The following is a 16209-nucleotide window of genomic DNA, read 5'->3' on the forward strand; positions in this document are numbered from 1 at the left end:
GTTTAAGAAATTTATTACATACATAACTCAAAGGCATAGAATATCTGCAATCAGTGTTTTATGCCTGATTGCTATTTATGCATCCGCACAAATGATGATTTCTCCACATGTGGATGTGGATATCCTTCAGGTGCCTCAAAAGCCTCAGAGTCAGCAAAAACCTCAACAGGCAAAAGGAAAGCAGAAAGTAATAGACATTGTATTTAGCAAGGAGCTCTTTACCCGAGCGGGTTCAGATGTTAAGATATTGAAAGATAGTGTTATATTCTTTCACGATGGGGCGTATCTGTATTGCGATAGTGCCTACTATGACGAAAAGATGAACTCTTTTAATGCATTTAGTAACGTACGGATGGAACAGGGTGATACCCTTTTTCTCTACGGCAACTATATGCATTATGATGGAAATACAAGAGTTGTAATGTTCAGAGAGAATGTACGCCTCGAACATGGTAGCGGAACACTGTTTACCGACAGTTTAAACTATGACCGTATGATGAATATCGGTTATTACTTTGATGGAGGTATGCTTGTCGATTCGTTGAATGAACTTACGTCCTACTGGGGGCAATATGAGCCTGCACTCAAGCTGGCAACTTTCAAGGATAGTGTGATTCTTGTGAACAATAAGTTTAAGCTATACTCCGATCGTCTCAAGTATAATACGGATACTAAGATTGCAACAATCTATACTCCTACCAAAATTGTTTCCGACAGTGGCATTATTTATTCCAGCAAAGGCTGGTACAATACTGCAACCGAGGAGTCTCTCTTGTTGGATCAATCCACGATTGTAAACAAGCAGGGTAATCGTATATTGAGAGGAGATTCCATCTCGTACCATAAGGCAAAAGGATATGGCGAGGTATTTGGCAATATGTTTTTGCAAGATACTACTAAAAAAGTTATCCTAAGAGGTCATTATGGTTTCTATAATGAGTTGACAGACTATGCGCTGGCTACCGATTCGGCTTACTGTATCGAGTATTCGCAAGGCGATACACTATATATCCATGCAGATACTCTTAAGCTGATTGCAATAGTAGATAGCATCAAACCCACCAATCAGAAGATACAAAAGCATACTAAAGTCGCTGCGGATTCCTTACATAGCGATTCTATAGGTAAGCTTCATTCCGATTCCTTGCATACTCAGCCGGTAAATATATCTTCTTCGCTCGAACCTTTGCCATCGGCATTACCTCCCGCGAAAAAGGAAGAGCCTAAAGTGACTACTTACCGAGAGATAAAGGCATATTACGGAGTGCGTTTTTATAGGTCCGACATGCAGGGGGTTTGTGACTCTTTACAGTTCAACTCAAGAGATTCTATACTCCATATGTATAAGGACCCTGTGCTGTGGAATACAAACAGGCAACTATATGGCGATACGATAGACATTTATATGAATGATAGCACAATCGATCATATGCATGTCAAACGATATAGTTTCTCGATAGAGCAAAAAGACTCGCTACATTACAATCAATTGAAATCGCGTTCTATGAAGCTTTTCTTCCAGAATAAACAGCTGGAAAGAGTATTGGCAGAAGGAAATGTGGAGACAATATCGTATCCCGAAGAGAAAAATAAGGAACTGTCAGGTATTCTCAATTGGCTTGAAAGCAGTTATCTACAGATATTCATGAAGGACGGAGCATTCGAGAAGCTTGTCACCTGGCCAAAATCTGTAGGGAAAACAACACCTTTCGACTTGATTACTCCCGAACAATTGCGTTTAACAGACTTCTATTGGTACGATTATTTACGACCTTTAGATAAAGATGATATATTCAGGAAAGTTTCTCGTAAAGCATCAGATGTGAAGCCTCAACGGAGTAAAACATCTGTTTTTAATCGGGAAGAATAACCATAGAATAATAATGAGTGATATAATACATCTTTTACCCGATTCTATAGCCAATCAAATCGCGGCAGGAGAGGTTATTCAACGGCCTTCGTCAGTGGTGAAGGAATTGGTTGAGAATGCCATCGATGCCGGTGCGGACAGTATACAGCTTATCATTAAGGATGCCGGCCGTACACTGATTCAGGTGATAGATAACGGAAAAGGAATGTCGGCAACAGATGCCCGTATGGCCTTTGAACGGCATGCTACATCTAAGATAAGAAAAGCGGATGATTTGTTTGATCTTCACACCATGGGGTTCAGGGGTGAGGCTTTGCCCTCTATTGCCGCTATCTCGCATGTGGAAGTTAAAACAAGAAGGGCTGAAGATGAGCTCGGTACTTTGCTGCAAATAGCAGGGTCGAGAGTCGAAAGTCAGGAGCCTGTGGCTTGTCCCGTAGGGAGTAATTTCTCTGTAAAGAACATATTCTATAATGTTCCTGCCCGTCGTAAATTCTTGAAATCGAACGATACCGAACGTAGGAATATTCTTACCGAACTGGAGCGTATTGTTCTGGTCAACCCTTCCATCGAATTTACTTTTATAGATAATGATGTAGAGGTACTAAAATTTCCGGCCGGAGGTTTACGGCAGCGTATCGTTAATGTTGTAGGCAAGAACTTCAATCAGCAGCTTATCTCTATTGATATAGATACTTCTCTGGCTAAGATAACCGGCTTTATAGGTAAGCCCGAATCGGCACGAAAAGCCAGAGCCCAGCAGTTCTTTTTTGTGAATAACAGGTATATGCGTCATGCATATTTTAATAAGGCTGTACAGTCTGCATTCGACCCTTTGATTCTGAACGGCGAGTATCCAAACTATTTTATTTATTTTCAAGTTGATCCCTCTACTATTGATGTAAATATACATCCGACAAAGACAGAGATAAAGTTTGAAAATGAACAGCCTATCTGGCAAATTCTAACCGCAGCCATCAAGGAGGCATTGGGTAAGTTTAATGAAGTGCCTACAATCGATTTTGATACCGAAGGAGCTATAGATATACCGATACACGATCCTTCAAAAAATATATCTCAACCTCGTGTAAATGTAGATCCTTCATATAATCCATTCAAGTCGCCTGCAAGGACAAACTATCAGCGTCCAAAGTTCGATTTGGATCAGTTATACAAAGGATTTGAAAGTGATAAAAATACTGCCGATTTTTCGACAGAGGTTGTCCCCGATGTTGATATTTTTAGTCAGCAACAAACAGGTGATTCTGAAAAGATAGTTCCCGAAATGGTGGTACATTATCAATACAAGAACCGCTATATCCTTACCTCCGTTAAATCGGGGCTAATGCTAATCGATCAGCATCGTGCTCATATTCGTATATTGTTCGATCAGTTTTTATCTCAGATAGAGCATAAAAGAGGCATCTCACAACGAGCACTATTTCCCGAGATTATCGAGCTGTCTCCATCAGAGTCTGCTATGATGCCTTATCTGACAGACGATCTTGAGGCTGTAGGCTTCGATCTGAGTCATTTAGGGAATAATTCTTATGCTATAAATGGTACACCTGCCGAAATAACTAATATAGACTCTGTACAGCTTGTGCACAATATGATAAATAAGAGTATAGAGAGCGGCAGCGATGTAAAAGAGGAAATACGCGAGGCACTGGCACTTTCGATGGCTTATGCTGCATCAATCCCTTATGGACATACGTTGTCTACAGAGGAGATGAATAAGATTGTCGATCAGCTTTTTGCTTCCTCTGCATATAAACATACTCCTGACGGAAAAACAATTATCTCTATGCTCGAAGATGATGCGATAGAGAAAATGTTCAAGTAAATCTTAAACTATTTATCTATGAGAAAGGCGAAAATTATCTCTCTCATCTTTAGTATCTTTTTTATTTTAGGGCTATGTGCCTACTACTTTTATCCATCAACGACAGTCTCTACCGATAAGGCTAAAGCTACTCGGGAAGAACAGATAGAAGATGGCGATATAATCTTTCAGACTTCACTCTCGGCTCAGAGTGAGGCTATTCAACAAGCTACAAACTCAAAGTATTCTCACTGTGGCATTATTTATAAGAATAATGGTAGATTCTATGTCTATGAGGCTGCTGAAACTGTAAAGCTGACTCCTTTAGATGAGTGGGTAGCAAAGGGAAAGGATGGTCATTATGTAATCAAACGGCTAAGGATTGCAAATCAAATATTAACCTTTAACACGCTGAAGAAAATGAAAGAGGAGGGGTCTAAATTTTTAGGAAAAAGTTATGACTCTGCATTTGACTGGTCGGACGAAAAAATATACTCTTCTGAACTTGTCTGGAAAATATATAAGCGAGGCGCAGAAGTTGAAGTTGGCAAGCTCCAGTACTTAAGAGACTTTGACTTGACAGGGGAAGAAGTCCAACAGAAACTAAAAGAACGATACGGCGATAAAATACCGAAAGATGAGGTTGTAATTTCCCCCGCATCTATTTTTAATAGTAGTATGTTAGAGACGGTTATTTCTCATACTCTATAAGATACAAAAAGCAGAATATTCGAATATTCTGCTTTTTGTATTTATAATAAAATTATACCAGTGTTATTTATTCAACAGCTTTTTTACTGTTTCAGAAATAGCTTTTCCGGCAGCAATACCTGCAAGAGCTTTTGTCGCTACACCCATCACTTTACCCATATCAGCAGGAGATGAAGCTCCTACCTGAGCTATAATTTCGGTGATTCTTGCATCCAGTTCTTCTTGTGATAATTGCTTTGGCAGATATGCTTCTATAACAGCAATCTGTGCTAATTCATCTCCGGCCAGGTCTTCACGCCCCTGATTCTTATATATTTCTGCGCTATCTTTACGTTGCTTCACCATCTTTTGCAAGATAAGAGTTGCTGCTTCGTCAGATAATTCATCATTAGCTCCTTTTGCTGTTTTTGCTTCAAGAAATTCTTTTTTCATTCCTCGCAACGCCTCTAGTCTTATTTTGTCCTTTGCGCGCATTGCGTCTTTGATATCTTCGCTTACTTTATCAAATAAGTTCATTGTTGTATTTTTTTATTATGATTTAGTCATTAAAAAGGCCACCTTGTTTCTTCATTTCCGGTTTGTATTCGCTTGGGTTGAATTTTTCATCACGTTTGAATACCGGAGTATTTTCCAAAGCGTCAATAATCTTATCATTATCCAATTCATCTGTAGATAGGATAATCGGCTTTTGTCCGAAAAACGAAGAACGGACAGCTACAGTTTGCACACCATCTTTTCCGTAATGCTTTTCAATCATTTCGTTGATACGGCGTTTTTCTTCTTCTTCCTGCCTGATTCTTTCTTCCTCTTCTTCCTCATCAATTTCGATAAGATCACTTTCCATGCCCGGGATGCTCGACATACCAAATCCTGTGGCCAGCAAAGTTATTTTTACCTGCTTGCCTAGATTTTTATCTATAGCAGTACCCCAAATAACTTCTATCTCTGGGCCAAAGCGCTTCATAAAGTTGGCAACAGCTTCCATCTCTTCTACTATGAGCGGTTCTTCTTCGCTCGAATAGATATTAAATAGAATCTTCTTGGCATCAAATACATCATTGTTATTCAATAATGGAGAGTGAAGCGCATTTACAATTGCATCTTCCACACGATTTTCTCCTTCACCTCGTCCGCTACTCATAATGGCTACTCCACCATCTTTCAAGATGGTTTTCACATCGGCAAAGTCCAGATTTATATGTCCGTGTACTGTGATTATCTCCGCAATACCTTTAGCTGCTATTGTCAGCGTATCATCAGCTTTTGCAAAAGCATTGGGGATAGTCAGGTCGGCATAGATATCAATCAGTCTCTCATTGTTGATCACAAGCAGTGCATCAACGTTGCGTGCTATATTTTCCACACCTTTCAGTGCTTGTATAATCTTTTTACGGCCTTCGAATACAAATGGTATGGTAACGATACCAACTGTAAGTATTCCCATATCTTTAGCAATACGGGCTACTACAGGGGCTGCTCCTGTTCCGGTACCACCTCCCATTCCGGCAGTGATAAATACCATTTTGGTTCCGTCTCCCAATAGTTTTTCCAGATCCTCACGACTCTCTTCTGCCGCAGCTTTTGCAACTTCGGGGCGGTTTCCTGCTCCAAGCCCTTCCGTGGTTTTTCTTCCCAGTTGGACTCGTGTTTCTACCGGAGATTCGCACAATGCTTGATTATCGGTATTGCACAATGCAAACGATACATCATGTATACCTTCATTAAACATGTGATTTACGGCGTTACCACCACCACCACCTACACCTATAACCTTTATGATTGTCTGAGTTTTTCTTGGGAATTGAAAATCCAGTATTTTTTCATCCATATCTTAGCGTATTTGTTTTGTTATAACTTAAGGGATTTACTTCGATTATTCTTCATCGTTGAATACTGTTCCTCCAAAGTTTTGTACTTTTTCGAAGAACCTAAAGAGCGATGTTTGCCCTTTGTTTTTATCTTTCTTTCCCTTTTTAGGCTTAGGAGCTTCTTCCTCATCCTCTTCTTCCTCAATTTCGGGAGCAGGTGGAGTAGGAGTTGTTTGTTGAACCGGTACAGGTTCCGGTCTGAAGGCTTCTTTCCTTTCGCAATTTTCATTTGCAAAAAGCAATAAGCTAAGAGCCTGTGTATATACTGGATTTTGCAGTAATTCGGCTGCATTATTAATATATACACGTTTTGGTGTTGCCCGCTTTACCGGAAGTTGTGCTTTGTCTGCAAAGTATTCTTCCAGCCCTGTCATTTGCGATGCTCCACCTATTATAATAATTCCGGCATCCAGTTTATCTCCAAATCCTGACTCTTTTATCTGATGAATCACATTCAAGATAATCTCGTCCTGACGTAGTTGTATCACTTTGTTCAACTCTCTGAGATCTATATCGGCTGAAGTATCACTGGTTGGCCTTGCTTTTTCTTTACCTAATTTTGCATAACGTATTTTGTATGTTTCGGCAGATTCGAAGACAAAGCCTAATCCCTGAACATCTTTCGTAATCGTACGTCCTCCGAACGGAATAACTGCCATATAGCGAAGCAATCCGCCCTTATATATGGATAATGTAGTAGTGCCTGCGCCAAAATCGACCAGAGCACATCCAGCTTGTCTATCTTGTTCTTCCAGGACGAGAGCACCTGCGGCTACAGGGCCCACAATAAATCCGGCAATATCAATCTGAGCCTTCTCTGTACTTTTTGCAAGATTGCTCTTTATATTAGGGCGTCCGATAACCAAACGGTAATGGCCTTCAATTACAGAAGCAACCTTATCAATCGGGTCTTCTTCGTATTGTCCGTCAAGGTAGTATTCAGGAGCAAGGACGCTATAGTTGGCAAAGAAATCAGGTTTGTTCAGCTTAGCTTGCTGTTCCATTCCGTCGAGTATGGCAAATGTAATAGGAGTGTTGCCATCGAGCAATTTAGTCTCTTTGTGTTCTATTGCCCGAAGTGATTTTCCGGCAACAGAAACATAAGCTTTTCCTATTTTCTTCCCTGTCTTGTTTTCTAACAGGTGAATAAGTCCTTTGATTTTGCCGGCGGCATCATCTATATTATATATTGTCCCATATTTTACACATGAATCGGCAGGTATACATTCCGATGCCAAGATGGAAATAACGCCTTGTTCATTCTTACGTCCCAGTACACCAACAATTTTTGATGTGCCAAGGTCAATACCTACAATAAATCCTGATTGTTCCATATATCTTCTTCTCCTTTACAGTCCAATTCGAAAGAATTGTCCAGATCTTGTTCTTTATTCAACGTTTTGTACAAACAACTTGTTTGTTAAACTTCAGATTTATGACTGAATATTTATTCCACCCGGTCTCGTTAAGCCCGTTTTGATAAAAGGTGAGCAATTTGGCAAGCTTCTCTTTACATCCGTCCACACTGCCTAGTATGACCTGATGATCACCGACACGGGGTATTAATTTAATATCCTGGTTAGGTAGTACGACTATTTGTTCAATTTGTGCATTCCAAAACTCATCATTATGCAAAAATAATGCAAATTTATATAAGTCGGTCTTTGCAAACTCTTCTTTTATTGCTCCTGTTGCTATAGGGAGGTATGCTGTAGAGCGATTAGAAAGAGGCATTTTATTGCCTGTATTATCTATATAATAGTTTCCTCCGAGGCTGCTTATAACACGCAGAATCGGCTTCCGCTCTTCAATTACGGCTTTTACGGCTCTATTGTTTGTAACAAATACGTTGGCTTCTTTTATCAGCTGATTGGCCATTATGGCCTCCTCTATCTTGTTTGTATTAATGTTTTTTAATTGTTTGCCTGTAGGGTCAAGCCCTTTATCTTTGATATAACTTACAATATCTTTTGTTTCGATAAACTTATTGCCCTCGGCGCTATTTTTTATTTCTACTTCAAAACTTGTACAAAAGTCATCTTGCGGCTTTTTTTCGAAATAAAAAGCCGAGAAAATAAGATAGCCTGCAAGAAGGCATATTCCTCCGATGACTAATATTTTTTTTATCATTTCTCTTTTAAAACTTCTTTTATTGCTTCCAACAATTGATCGATATCTCCAGCTCCGACTGTTAATAGAACCTCAATATCATTTTTATTTTCCAATAAAGGTAATAATTCTTGCTTGTTACACAATGTTTTAGGACAGGTAACCTTGTCGAAAATTATTTTTGAAGTCACACCTTCTATCGGTTTTTCCCTTGCAGGATATATATCCAGTAAAATGAGTTCGTCAAGCAAAGAAAGACTCTTTGCAAACTCATCGGCAAAATCTTTTGTCCGGCTATAGAGGTGAGGCTGAAAAACTCCTGTAACCTTACGGTCAGGATATAATTCCTTTACAGATGTAATGCTTGCTGCTAGTTCCTGAGGGTGGTGCGCATAGTCGTCTATCATCACGATCTTATCTGTTTTAAGGATAAAATCGAAACGACGTTTTGCCCCCTGAAATGTGAGCATTGCATGTCTCAGTTCGTCAGTTGTAGCACCATTGAGCCATGCCAGAGCCATTGCTCCGATGCTATTCTCTATATTTATTCTTACAGGAACGCCAAGTTGTATGTTGTCTATTACTTCCTTTGGAGTAACAAAGTCGAAGCGAATTTCACCGTTGCCTATTTTTATGTTCTTTGCATGGAAATCGCCTTTATCTTCAGAGTAGGTATATACCTTAACTCCTTCTGCAACTTTGGGTGAGAGTTTTATATTGTGTTTCATCACCAAGGCTCCTCCTTGTTGGATGAGAGTAGTGAATTTTTCAAAGCTTTTGAGATACTCTTCTTCCGTTCCATAGATATCCAGATGGTCTGGGTCTACAGAGGTAATAAGAGCCATATACGGATGCAGCCAGTGGAAAGAGCGGTCATACTCATCAGCTTCGATAACGGTAAACTCACTCTTGTCTGAAAGCATTAGATTGCTGCTATAATTTTTTAGTATACCGCCTAAGAAAGCATTACAATCGAGGTGCGATTGTTTAAGGATGTGTGCCAGCATACTTGATGTTGTTGTCTTTCCGTGTGTTCCCGCACAACAAAGAGCTTTGCTCGACTTGGTGATAGTTCCTAAAACCTGAGCACGCTTCTGTATCGTAAAATTCTGCTCGTGGAAATATATAACTTCTTCGTTCTCGGATGGAACAGCCGGCGTATAAACCACTAATGTCGTATCCTTGTCTTTGCAGTATTCAGGTATCAGGCTTACACTATCCGAATAGTGAATTTCTGCGCCTTCTTTTACCAGTTCTTTTGTCAATGGTGTTTCGGTACGATCATAGCCTGCTACCTTTTTACCTTTCGACATAAAGTAGCGAGCCAGATTACTCATCCCGATACCACCGATTCCGATGAAATATACTGCTTTTATATTATTCATGTTTTATTTTCGCTTTATTAGTCCTATTGCTTCATCTACAATTCGGTTTGCCGAATCATGTTGCGCTAATTTTAAAATATTTTCTGACAGAGTTTTTAGCTTGTCCTTATCCTTTATTGTCTCCAAAGCTGTTTTAACCAACAAATCGTTCGCTTCAATATCCTTTATGAGGATAGCGGCATCTTTGTTTACCAGAGCCATTGCATTTTTGGTTTGATGATCTTCCGATACATTTGGAGAAGGAACAAGAATAACCGGTTTGCCCAACAAGCATAGTTCGGAGATAGAGCTTGCACCTGCTCTTGAGATGACCAAATCGGCTGCTTTATATGCTAAATCCATTCGGGAAATGAATTCATGGATATGAATATTCTGTGGATTCCCTTTCGATGCCAGATCCATATTCAGTTCGAAAAAGTATAGTTTCCCACATTGCCAAATGATTTGTATGTCTGACTCTGACAAAGCTTCTATTCCGTTAAATATACTTTTGTTTATTGTTCTCGAACCAAGGCTGCCACCTACAACCAGAATCGTTTTTTTATTCGGGTCGAGGTTAAACTCTGTATAGGCATCTTCTTTCGTTATATTCGATGATAATAATTCTTCACGACAAGGGTTGCCAGTCATCACTATTTTATCTTTCGGAAAGAATCTTTCCATATTTTCGTAGGCAACACAGATACTGGAAGCCTTCTTGCCTAAAAACTTGTTTGTAATTCCGGCATACGAATTTTGCTCTTGGATGAGGGTAGGGATACCAAGTTTACTTGCCTTATACAACGTTGGGCCACTGGCATATCCTCCCACGCCAATCACGATATCGGGCTTAAATCCTTTTATGATTTTGCTGGCCCGATTGAGGCTTTTCTGAAATTTCCAGATTGTAGAAAATATCTTAATCGGATTTTTTCTGCTAATCCCGACTACATTTAACCCTTCTATTTTGTATCCTGCGTTTGGAACTTTTTCCATTTCCATGCGTCCTTCGGCTCCCACAAAAAGTATTTCGGAGTCAGCGTAACGTTTTTTGATGGTGTTAGCAATAGCTATTGCCGGAAATATATGACCTCCTGTTCCACCTCCGCTAATAATAACTCTCAGATTTTTCATTGTTCTTCTGTATCTTTTACATAGGGTTCAAAATCTATATTGGCAATGCTTTCGTCCACATCTTCATGATCTGAATCGTTGAGTCGGGATGAGCATGCCAGGATAATGCCAAAATAGGCACATGTGATAATGGTAGACGTTCCACCCCGGCTTACCAGAGGCAGAGGTTGTCCTGTAACAGGAATCAAATTGACGGCTACGGCCATATTAGCCAAAGCCTGTATTGTGAGTATAAGTGCAGATCCGAGTATAAGATACCTCGGGAACTTCTTTTCGCATTTTGACGCCAGAACGCCACACCTGAACATCAGAGCTACATATAAAAGCAAGACGAATAGCCCCCCAAGCAGTCCTGTTTCTTCAAGGATGATGGCAAAGATAAAGTCGGAATAGGCTTGTGGAAGAAAGTCTCGTTCCACACCGCTTCCCGGCAAGCCGATTATACCGCCGTTAGCTATAGCTATCTTAGCATGCGATACCTGGTAATTGTCGTCAGTTATTTTATAGGCAATAGTTCCGTCGGCGTTCCTCATCTCTTTATCTTCTTCCGAGTGCCTTTCTATACGGTTTTTCCATGTAGCCAGACGTCCCGGTAAATACTCTTTTGCAAAAGAGTCGGGTAGGAGCGTAAGGCTGCCTAGCAAAATAGCTATAGCAGCAAGACCAACAAAAGCAATCAGTCCTAACTTTCTGAGGCTGACCTGTCCGATAAACATAAGCATAAAGCATACGCCAAAAAGGAGACATGCCGTAGATAAGTTTTCGGGTGCAATAAGTAAGCATAGAGCTCCAATACCAATAATAAGAGTCTTGAATATCCAACCTTCATTATCAGGCTTCATCTTACTTAAAAAGAAGGAGACAAACCCGATTGCCGAAATTTTAGCAAACTCGGAAGGTTGTATCGTAAATGCACCGATACCTAGCCAGCGTTGTGCCCCATTCACATCTTGCCCCATAAACATGGTGACAACAAGGAGAACAGCAGATAGCGGTATTCCCAATAGTAATACTGAGAAATATTTGCTGGGAACCCTCTGCAAAAACATGACGAGGGCAAAACCAATAAGCAGGAATGCCGCATGTCGCAGAATCGGTGCCCAGTGGCTATGTTGACGGTAGGCAATTGTACTTGTAGCACTAAATACTTCAAGCAAAGAGATAATACACAGTGCGATAAATATACACCATATAACTTTATCTCCTTTGAATGCCCGCCCTAAAAAATTGAATTCCATTTTTGATTACAGTTTTCTGACGTATTCTTTAAACTGGTCACCTCTATCCTCATAATTCTGGAAGAGGTCGAAACTGGCGCAGCAAGGCGATAGTAAAACCGTATCTCCCTCTTGAGCCAATGCGTAAGATTTTTCTACTGCATCCTTCATTGATGAGGTATCTACAATATTATCTATTTTACCATCAAAGAATTTATGCAGCTTACTGTTGTCAACTCCGAGGAAAACCAAAGCGCGAACTTTATCTTTAACCAATTGCTCGATCTCTGTATAGTCATTCCCCTTATCTGTTCCTCCTAAAATAAGTACAACCTTCGTTTTCATGCTTTGTAAAGCATACCAGCACGAATTAACATTAGTTGCCTTGGAGTCGTTTATAAACTGTATACCTCTCACTTTGGCCACTTTTTCAAGGCGATGTTCTACTCCCTGAAAATCACTAAGTGAGTGGCGCAAGTTTTCATCTGTTATATCCAGCAACTTTGCCGTGATACCTGATGCAAGCGAGTTATACAGGTTATGTGTTCCTTCGAGTGCTAGTAAATCTTCTTTCATAATGAAAACCGATTTAGGAGTATCTATTTTTATTTCATTGTTTTCGGGGTATGCAATAGCATTACCCACTTTGTGGTCGGCAAATGTATATTGCTTGCCTTTCGATATCAGCTTTTGTATTTCTTTGCTTACAATCGGGTCTTCTTCCCAAAATATAAAAGCATCTTCTTCCGTCTGGTTTTGCACAATACGCATTTTGGCATCAACATACTTTTGCATATCATGATCATATCTGTCGAGATGATCGGGAGTGATATTTAAAAGAATGGCGATATCTGCCTTAAACGAGTACATGTTTTCAAGCTGGAAACTACTTAGTTCCAATACATAATAGTCGAAATTATCTTCTGCTACCTGACGGGCAAAACTTCTTCCGATGTTTCCTCCAAGACCTACATTTAGTCCTGCCGATTTCAGTATATGGTAGATGAGGCTGGTAGTGGTTGTCTTCCCATTACTGCCTGTAATACAGATCATTTTTGCGGAAGTGTAGCGTTTGGCAAATTCCATCTCCGATAGGATAGGAATTCCCTTCTCTGCTGCTTTGTGAACAAGAGGTGCATAATTAGGAATACCCGGGCTTTTGATGATCTCGGTTGCAGCCAGTATGAGGTCTTCGGTATGTCCTTTTTCCTCGTAAGGTATGCCATACTGATCGAGTTCGGCTTTGTACTGGTCTTTTAACGGTCCGCTGTCAGACAAAAAAACATCAAATCCTTTTGCCTGTGCCAGTATAGCCGAGCCTACGCCGCTCTCTCCTCCTCCTAATATGATAATCTTGTTCATCATTTATTTTATCGCATTTTTAATGTTGCCAATGTAAGTACTGCCAGAATAATTCCAATAATCCAAAAACGGACTACAATCTTCGACTCGGGTATAGGCCCTATTGGTTTTTGAAACAAGGCTTGTATTCCCGAATTTCCTGCTTTCTGAAAATGATGGTGCAAAGGAGTCATTTTGAAAATACGTCTGCCTTCTCCATATTTTTTCTTTGTGAATTTGAAGAATGCCACTTGCATCATTACCGAAATACTCTCTACAAAGAATATTCCACAGAGTATAGGGAGTAGCAATTCTTTGTGAATAACAACGGCAAAAACGCCGATAATTCCCCCTAATGTCAGACTACCCGTATCTCCCATGAAAACCTGTGCCGGGAAGGCGTTATACCAAAGGAATCCAATTGTAGCCCCGATAAATGCAGCGGCAAATATTACGAGTTCCTGACTGCCGGGTATAAACATAATGTTGAGATAAGACGCAAACTCCATGTGCCCTGAAACATATGCGAGTATGCCGAGTGTTACTCCGATAATGGCCGAGCTTCCGGCTGCCAATCCATCGAGTCCGTCGGTAAGGTTGGCTCCATTGGATACGGCAGTTACAATAAAAATAACGATGAACACAAACAGTATCCATGCTGCCGGTTCAGCATATTCTCCCATAAAGCCAACAAGATCCTCGTAGTCGAGGTTGTTATTTTTCATAAATGGGATTGTTGTCTGAGTGGATTTTACTCCTTCAGCTACATAGCTTACACGCTCTATTACATTGTCCTGATTACGGTATTCTATATTCTCACGGATAATTATATCGGGGCTCAGGTATATTGTCAGACCCACTATCAATCCCAGTCCGACCTGTGCCACTATTTTAAATTTACCTTGTAACCCTTCTTTATCTTTTTTGAAAACTTTTATATAGTCGTCCAGAAAGCCCAGTGCACCAAGCCATATTGTTGTGATCAACATGAGAATGATATATACATTGTCTATTCGGGCAAAAAGTAGCACAGGTGTTAGTATTGCTATAATGATGATAACACCGCCCATGGTAGGGGTTCCTTTTTTACTTAGTTGTCCTTCAAGACCAAGATTACGGACTGTTTCACCTATTTGCAGCTTTTGCAATTTGTCGATGATCCGTCTTCCTATAATAGTAGAAATCAGCAAGGAGAATATTACAGCCATGGCTGCCCTGAATGAGACATAGCGAAACATCCCTGCTCCCGGGAAATCTAATTTGTCTAAGTAATCGAATAAATAATATAGCATCTTGTCTTTCTTATTTTTCTAGTTATTCTCCAAAAATGTTCTTAACTATTTCTTTATCATCAAAATGATGTTTTACTCCTTTTACATCTTGATAATCTTCGTGCCCTTTTCCTGCAATAAGGATTACATCTCCCGCTTTAGCCAATGCACATGCCGTTTTTATGGCCTGTTCACGTTCTACAATCAGAAGTGCTTTTTTCAATTGTTCGCTGTTTAGCCCATCTGCCATATCATTGATTATAGCTTGCGGCTCTTCGTAGCGAGGGTTGTCGGAAGTAAGGATAACCTGATCGCTCAAACGCACAGCTTCGCGTGCCATGATCGGACGTTTTGTCTTATCCCTGTTTCCTCCGCAACCTACAACTGTTATTACACGGCCGTTTCCTTCCAATACCTCGTGTATTGCTTCCAATACATTGGTGAGAGCATCGGGCGTATGCGCATAGTCTACAATCGCAGTAAAGCCTTGAGATGAACGGATTGTTTCGAATCGGCCTGATACCGGTTTTAGAGTACTAAGTACAAGCAGAGCTTCTTCCGAGCTTTGTCCTAACAATATGGTTGCCCCGTAGACAGCAAGCAGGTTGTATACATTAAATACTCCCACAAACTGTACCTGCAACTCTTTGCCATTGATTTCTATTGCAGTACCATCGAAGTGTTTTTCGATAATTCGTGCTTTGAAATCGGCTAAGGAATGAACAGAATAAGTGCTTGTTTTAGCCTTTGTGTTTTGTAACATTACCAATCCGTTTTTGTCATCGATATTGGTAAGAGCGAATGCTGTTTCGGGTAGTTGGTCGAAGAAAGCTTTCTTCGCTTTTAGGTATTCGCCCATTGTTTTATGGTAGTCCAAATGGTCTTGTGTAAGGTTGGTAAATATTCCCCCTTCAAATTTTAGACCACTTATACGTTTCTGATGAATAGCGTGCGAGCTTACTTCCATAAAGGCATATTCGCACCCTGCATCTACCATATTTTTGAGCATTTCGTTCAACGAAATAGGGTCGGGGGTAGTATGTGTGGCATGATATACTTTGCCATCTATATAATTGGCTACGGTTGACAACAAGCCTACTTTATATCCCAGCTTGCGGAACATCTCATAAAGTAATGTGGCTGTTGTTGTTTTTCCGTTTGTGCCTGTCACACCTACCAGCTTCAGATTGTTTGACGGGTCGCCGTACCAATGTGTAGCTATCTTTCCGGCAGCATCGGCGCTGTCTTTTACTTTTATATATGTGATGCCTTCGTTAGAAGTATCTATTTTGCTTTCGTGAAGAATAACTTTAGCCCCTAGTTCCAAAGCGTTTTTTATATATAGATGACCATCCACCTGAACGCCTTTAAGAGCAATGAAAACCGATCCGGGAGTTGCCTTGCGGGAGTCTGTAAAAACTCCGGTTACATCTATATCCTGTTCTCCCTTTATTTCTATTACATCTATGTTTTTAAGTAAATCCTGCAACTTCATATCT

13 protein-coding genes are annotated in these 16209 nt (G+C 40.2%); 3 read left to right on the forward strand and 10 right to left on the reverse strand.

Features of this window, described 5'->3' with window-relative positions; all coding sequences use genetic code 11:
- Window positions 1-94 precede the first annotated feature (94 nt).
- The 3 genes from QOX35_RS02795 to QOX35_RS02805 are packed head-to-tail and all read left to right on the forward strand — an operon-like array spanning window position 95 to window position 4406.
- Window positions 95-1870: an OstA-like protein gene (locus QOX35_RS02795; protein WP_283685769.1), complete on the forward strand. Its 1776-nt coding sequence runs from the start codon at window positions 95-97 to the stop codon at window positions 1868-1870.
- A 13-nt stretch (window positions 1871-1883) separates the two neighbouring features.
- A complete protein-coding gene (gene mutL / locus QOX35_RS02800) occupies window positions 1884-3716 on the forward strand; it encodes a DNA mismatch repair endonuclease MutL (RefSeq protein WP_283685702.1) in 1833 nt (610 codons plus the stop codon).
- A gap of 18 nt (window positions 3717-3734) precedes the next feature.
- Entirely contained in the window at window positions 3735-4406 is a 672-nt protein-coding gene (locus tag QOX35_RS02805) for a YiiX family permuted papain-like enzyme (protein ID WP_283685703.1), read from the forward strand.
- A gap of 63 nt (window positions 4407-4469) precedes the next feature.
- Here QOX35_RS02805 and QOX35_RS02810 read toward each other — a convergent pair whose 3' ends face one another.
- From QOX35_RS02810 to QOX35_RS02855, 10 genes are read right to left on the reverse strand one after another with little or no spacing between them, the layout of a single operon-like run.
- Window positions 4470-4922 (reverse strand): GatB/YqeY domain-containing protein, encoded by a 453-nt coding sequence (locus QOX35_RS02810; protein WP_283685704.1) that lies wholly within the window; start codon window positions 4920-4922, stop codon window positions 4470-4472.
- A gap of 22 nt (window positions 4923-4944) precedes the next feature.
- Window positions 4945-6234 carry a cell division protein FtsZ gene (ftsZ, locus tag QOX35_RS02815; RefSeq protein ID WP_135106740.1) on the reverse strand — a complete coding sequence of 430 codons (1290 nt, stop codon included), beginning with the start codon at window positions 6232-6234 and terminating at the stop codon, window positions 4945-4947.
- Window positions 6235-6279: 45 nt separating this feature from the next.
- Entirely contained in the window at window positions 6280-7608 is a 1329-nt protein-coding gene (ftsA, locus tag QOX35_RS02820) for a cell division protein FtsA (protein WP_283685705.1), read from the reverse strand.
- 58 nt (window positions 7609-7666) lie between these two features.
- Complete coding sequence (locus QOX35_RS02825) at window positions 7667-8404, reverse strand: cell division protein FtsQ/DivIB (protein WP_006841461.1); 738 nt, start codon at window positions 8402-8404, stop codon at window positions 7667-7669.
- On the reverse strand, window positions 8401-9768 hold the full coding sequence (gene murC / locus QOX35_RS02830; protein WP_283685707.1) for a UDP-N-acetylmuramate--L-alanine ligase: 1368 nt from the start codon (window positions 9766-9768) through the stop codon (window positions 8401-8403). Before murC ends, QOX35_RS02825 begins: the two co-directional genes overlap by 4 nt.
- A 3-nt stretch (window positions 9769-9771) precedes the next feature.
- Window positions 9772-10881, reverse strand: coding sequence for an undecaprenyldiphospho-muramoylpentapeptide beta-N-acetylglucosaminyltransferase (gene murG / locus QOX35_RS02835; protein ID WP_283685708.1), 1110 nt, complete (start codon window positions 10879-10881; stop codon window positions 9772-9774).
- Window positions 10878-12119 (reverse strand): FtsW/RodA/SpoVE family cell cycle protein, encoded by a 1242-nt coding sequence (locus QOX35_RS02840; protein WP_283685710.1) that lies wholly within the window; start codon window positions 12117-12119, stop codon window positions 10878-10880. The genes murG and QOX35_RS02840 overlap by 4 nt, the downstream gene beginning before the upstream one ends.
- Before the next feature lie 6 nt (window positions 12120-12125).
- Window positions 12126-13463 (reverse strand): UDP-N-acetylmuramoyl-L-alanine--D-glutamate ligase, encoded by a 1338-nt coding sequence (gene murD / locus QOX35_RS02845; protein WP_283685711.1) that lies wholly within the window; start codon window positions 13461-13463, stop codon window positions 12126-12128.
- Window positions 13464-13468: 5 nt separating this feature from the next.
- The gene (gene mraY / locus QOX35_RS02850; protein WP_283685712.1) at window positions 13469-14731 is read right to left on the reverse strand and encodes a phospho-N-acetylmuramoyl-pentapeptide-transferase; all 1263 of its coding nucleotides are present in this window, start codon (window positions 14729-14731) and stop codon (window positions 13469-13471) included.
- A 22-nt stretch (window positions 14732-14753) separates the two neighbouring features.
- Window positions 14754-16205, reverse strand: a complete 1452-nt coding sequence (locus tag QOX35_RS02855; RefSeq protein WP_135106752.1) for a UDP-N-acetylmuramoyl-L-alanyl-D-glutamate--2,6-diaminopimelate ligase — start codon at window positions 16203-16205, stop codon at window positions 14754-14756.
- Window positions 16206-16209: the final 4 nt, after the last annotated feature.

It is taken from the genome of Dysgonomonas sp. Marseille-Q5470, assembly GCF_951230145.1.
Classification (GTDB): Bacteria; Bacteroidota; Bacteroidia; order Bacteroidales; family Dysgonomonadaceae; genus Dysgonomonas.

What these genes read in the sequence shown, in the direction of transcription:
- QOX35_RS02795 (WP_283685769.1), top strand. Translation starts at nt 95, where the DNA reads ATGATTTCTCCACATGTGGATGTGGATATCCTTCAGGTGCCTCAAAAG.
- mutL (WP_283685702.1), top strand. Translation starts at nt 1,884, where the DNA reads ATGAGTGATATAATACATCTTTTACCCGATTCTATAGCCAATCAAATC.
- QOX35_RS02805 (WP_283685703.1), top strand. Translation starts at nt 3,735, where the DNA reads ATGAGAAAGGCGAAAATTATCTCTCTCATCTTTAGTATCTTTTTTATT.
- QOX35_RS02810 (WP_283685704.1), bottom strand. Translation starts at nt 4,922, where the DNA reads ATGAACTTATTTGATAAAGTAAGCGAAGATATCAAAGACGCAATGCGC.
- ftsZ (WP_135106740.1), bottom strand. Translation starts at nt 6,234, where the DNA reads ATGGATGAAAAAATACTGGATTTTCAATTCCCAAGAAAAACTCAGACA.
- ftsA (WP_283685705.1), bottom strand. Translation starts at nt 7,608, where the DNA reads ATGGAACAATCAGGATTTATTGTAGGTATTGACCTTGGCACATCAAAA.
- QOX35_RS02825 (WP_006841461.1), bottom strand. Translation starts at nt 8,404, where the DNA reads ATGATAAAAAAAATATTAGTCATCGGAGGAATATGCCTTCTTGCAGGC.
- murC (WP_283685707.1), bottom strand. Translation starts at nt 9,768, where the DNA reads ATGAATAATATAAAAGCAGTATATTTCATCGGAATCGGTGGTATCGGG.
- murG (WP_283685708.1), bottom strand. Translation starts at nt 10,881, where the DNA reads ATGAAAAATCTGAGAGTTATTATTAGCGGAGGTGGAACAGGAGGTCAT.
- QOX35_RS02840 (WP_283685710.1), bottom strand. Translation starts at nt 12,119, where the DNA reads ATGGAATTCAATTTTTTAGGGCGGGCATTCAAAGGAGATAAAGTTATA.
- murD (WP_283685711.1), bottom strand. Translation starts at nt 13,463, where the DNA reads ATGATGAACAAGATTATCATATTAGGAGGAGGAGAGAGCGGCGTAGGC.
- mraY (WP_283685712.1), bottom strand. Translation starts at nt 14,731, where the DNA reads ATGCTATATTATTTATTCGATTACTTAGACAAATTAGATTTCCCGGGA.
- QOX35_RS02855 (WP_135106752.1), bottom strand. Translation starts at nt 16,205, where the DNA reads ATGAAGTTGCAGGATTTACTTAAAAACATAGATGTAATAGAAATAAAG.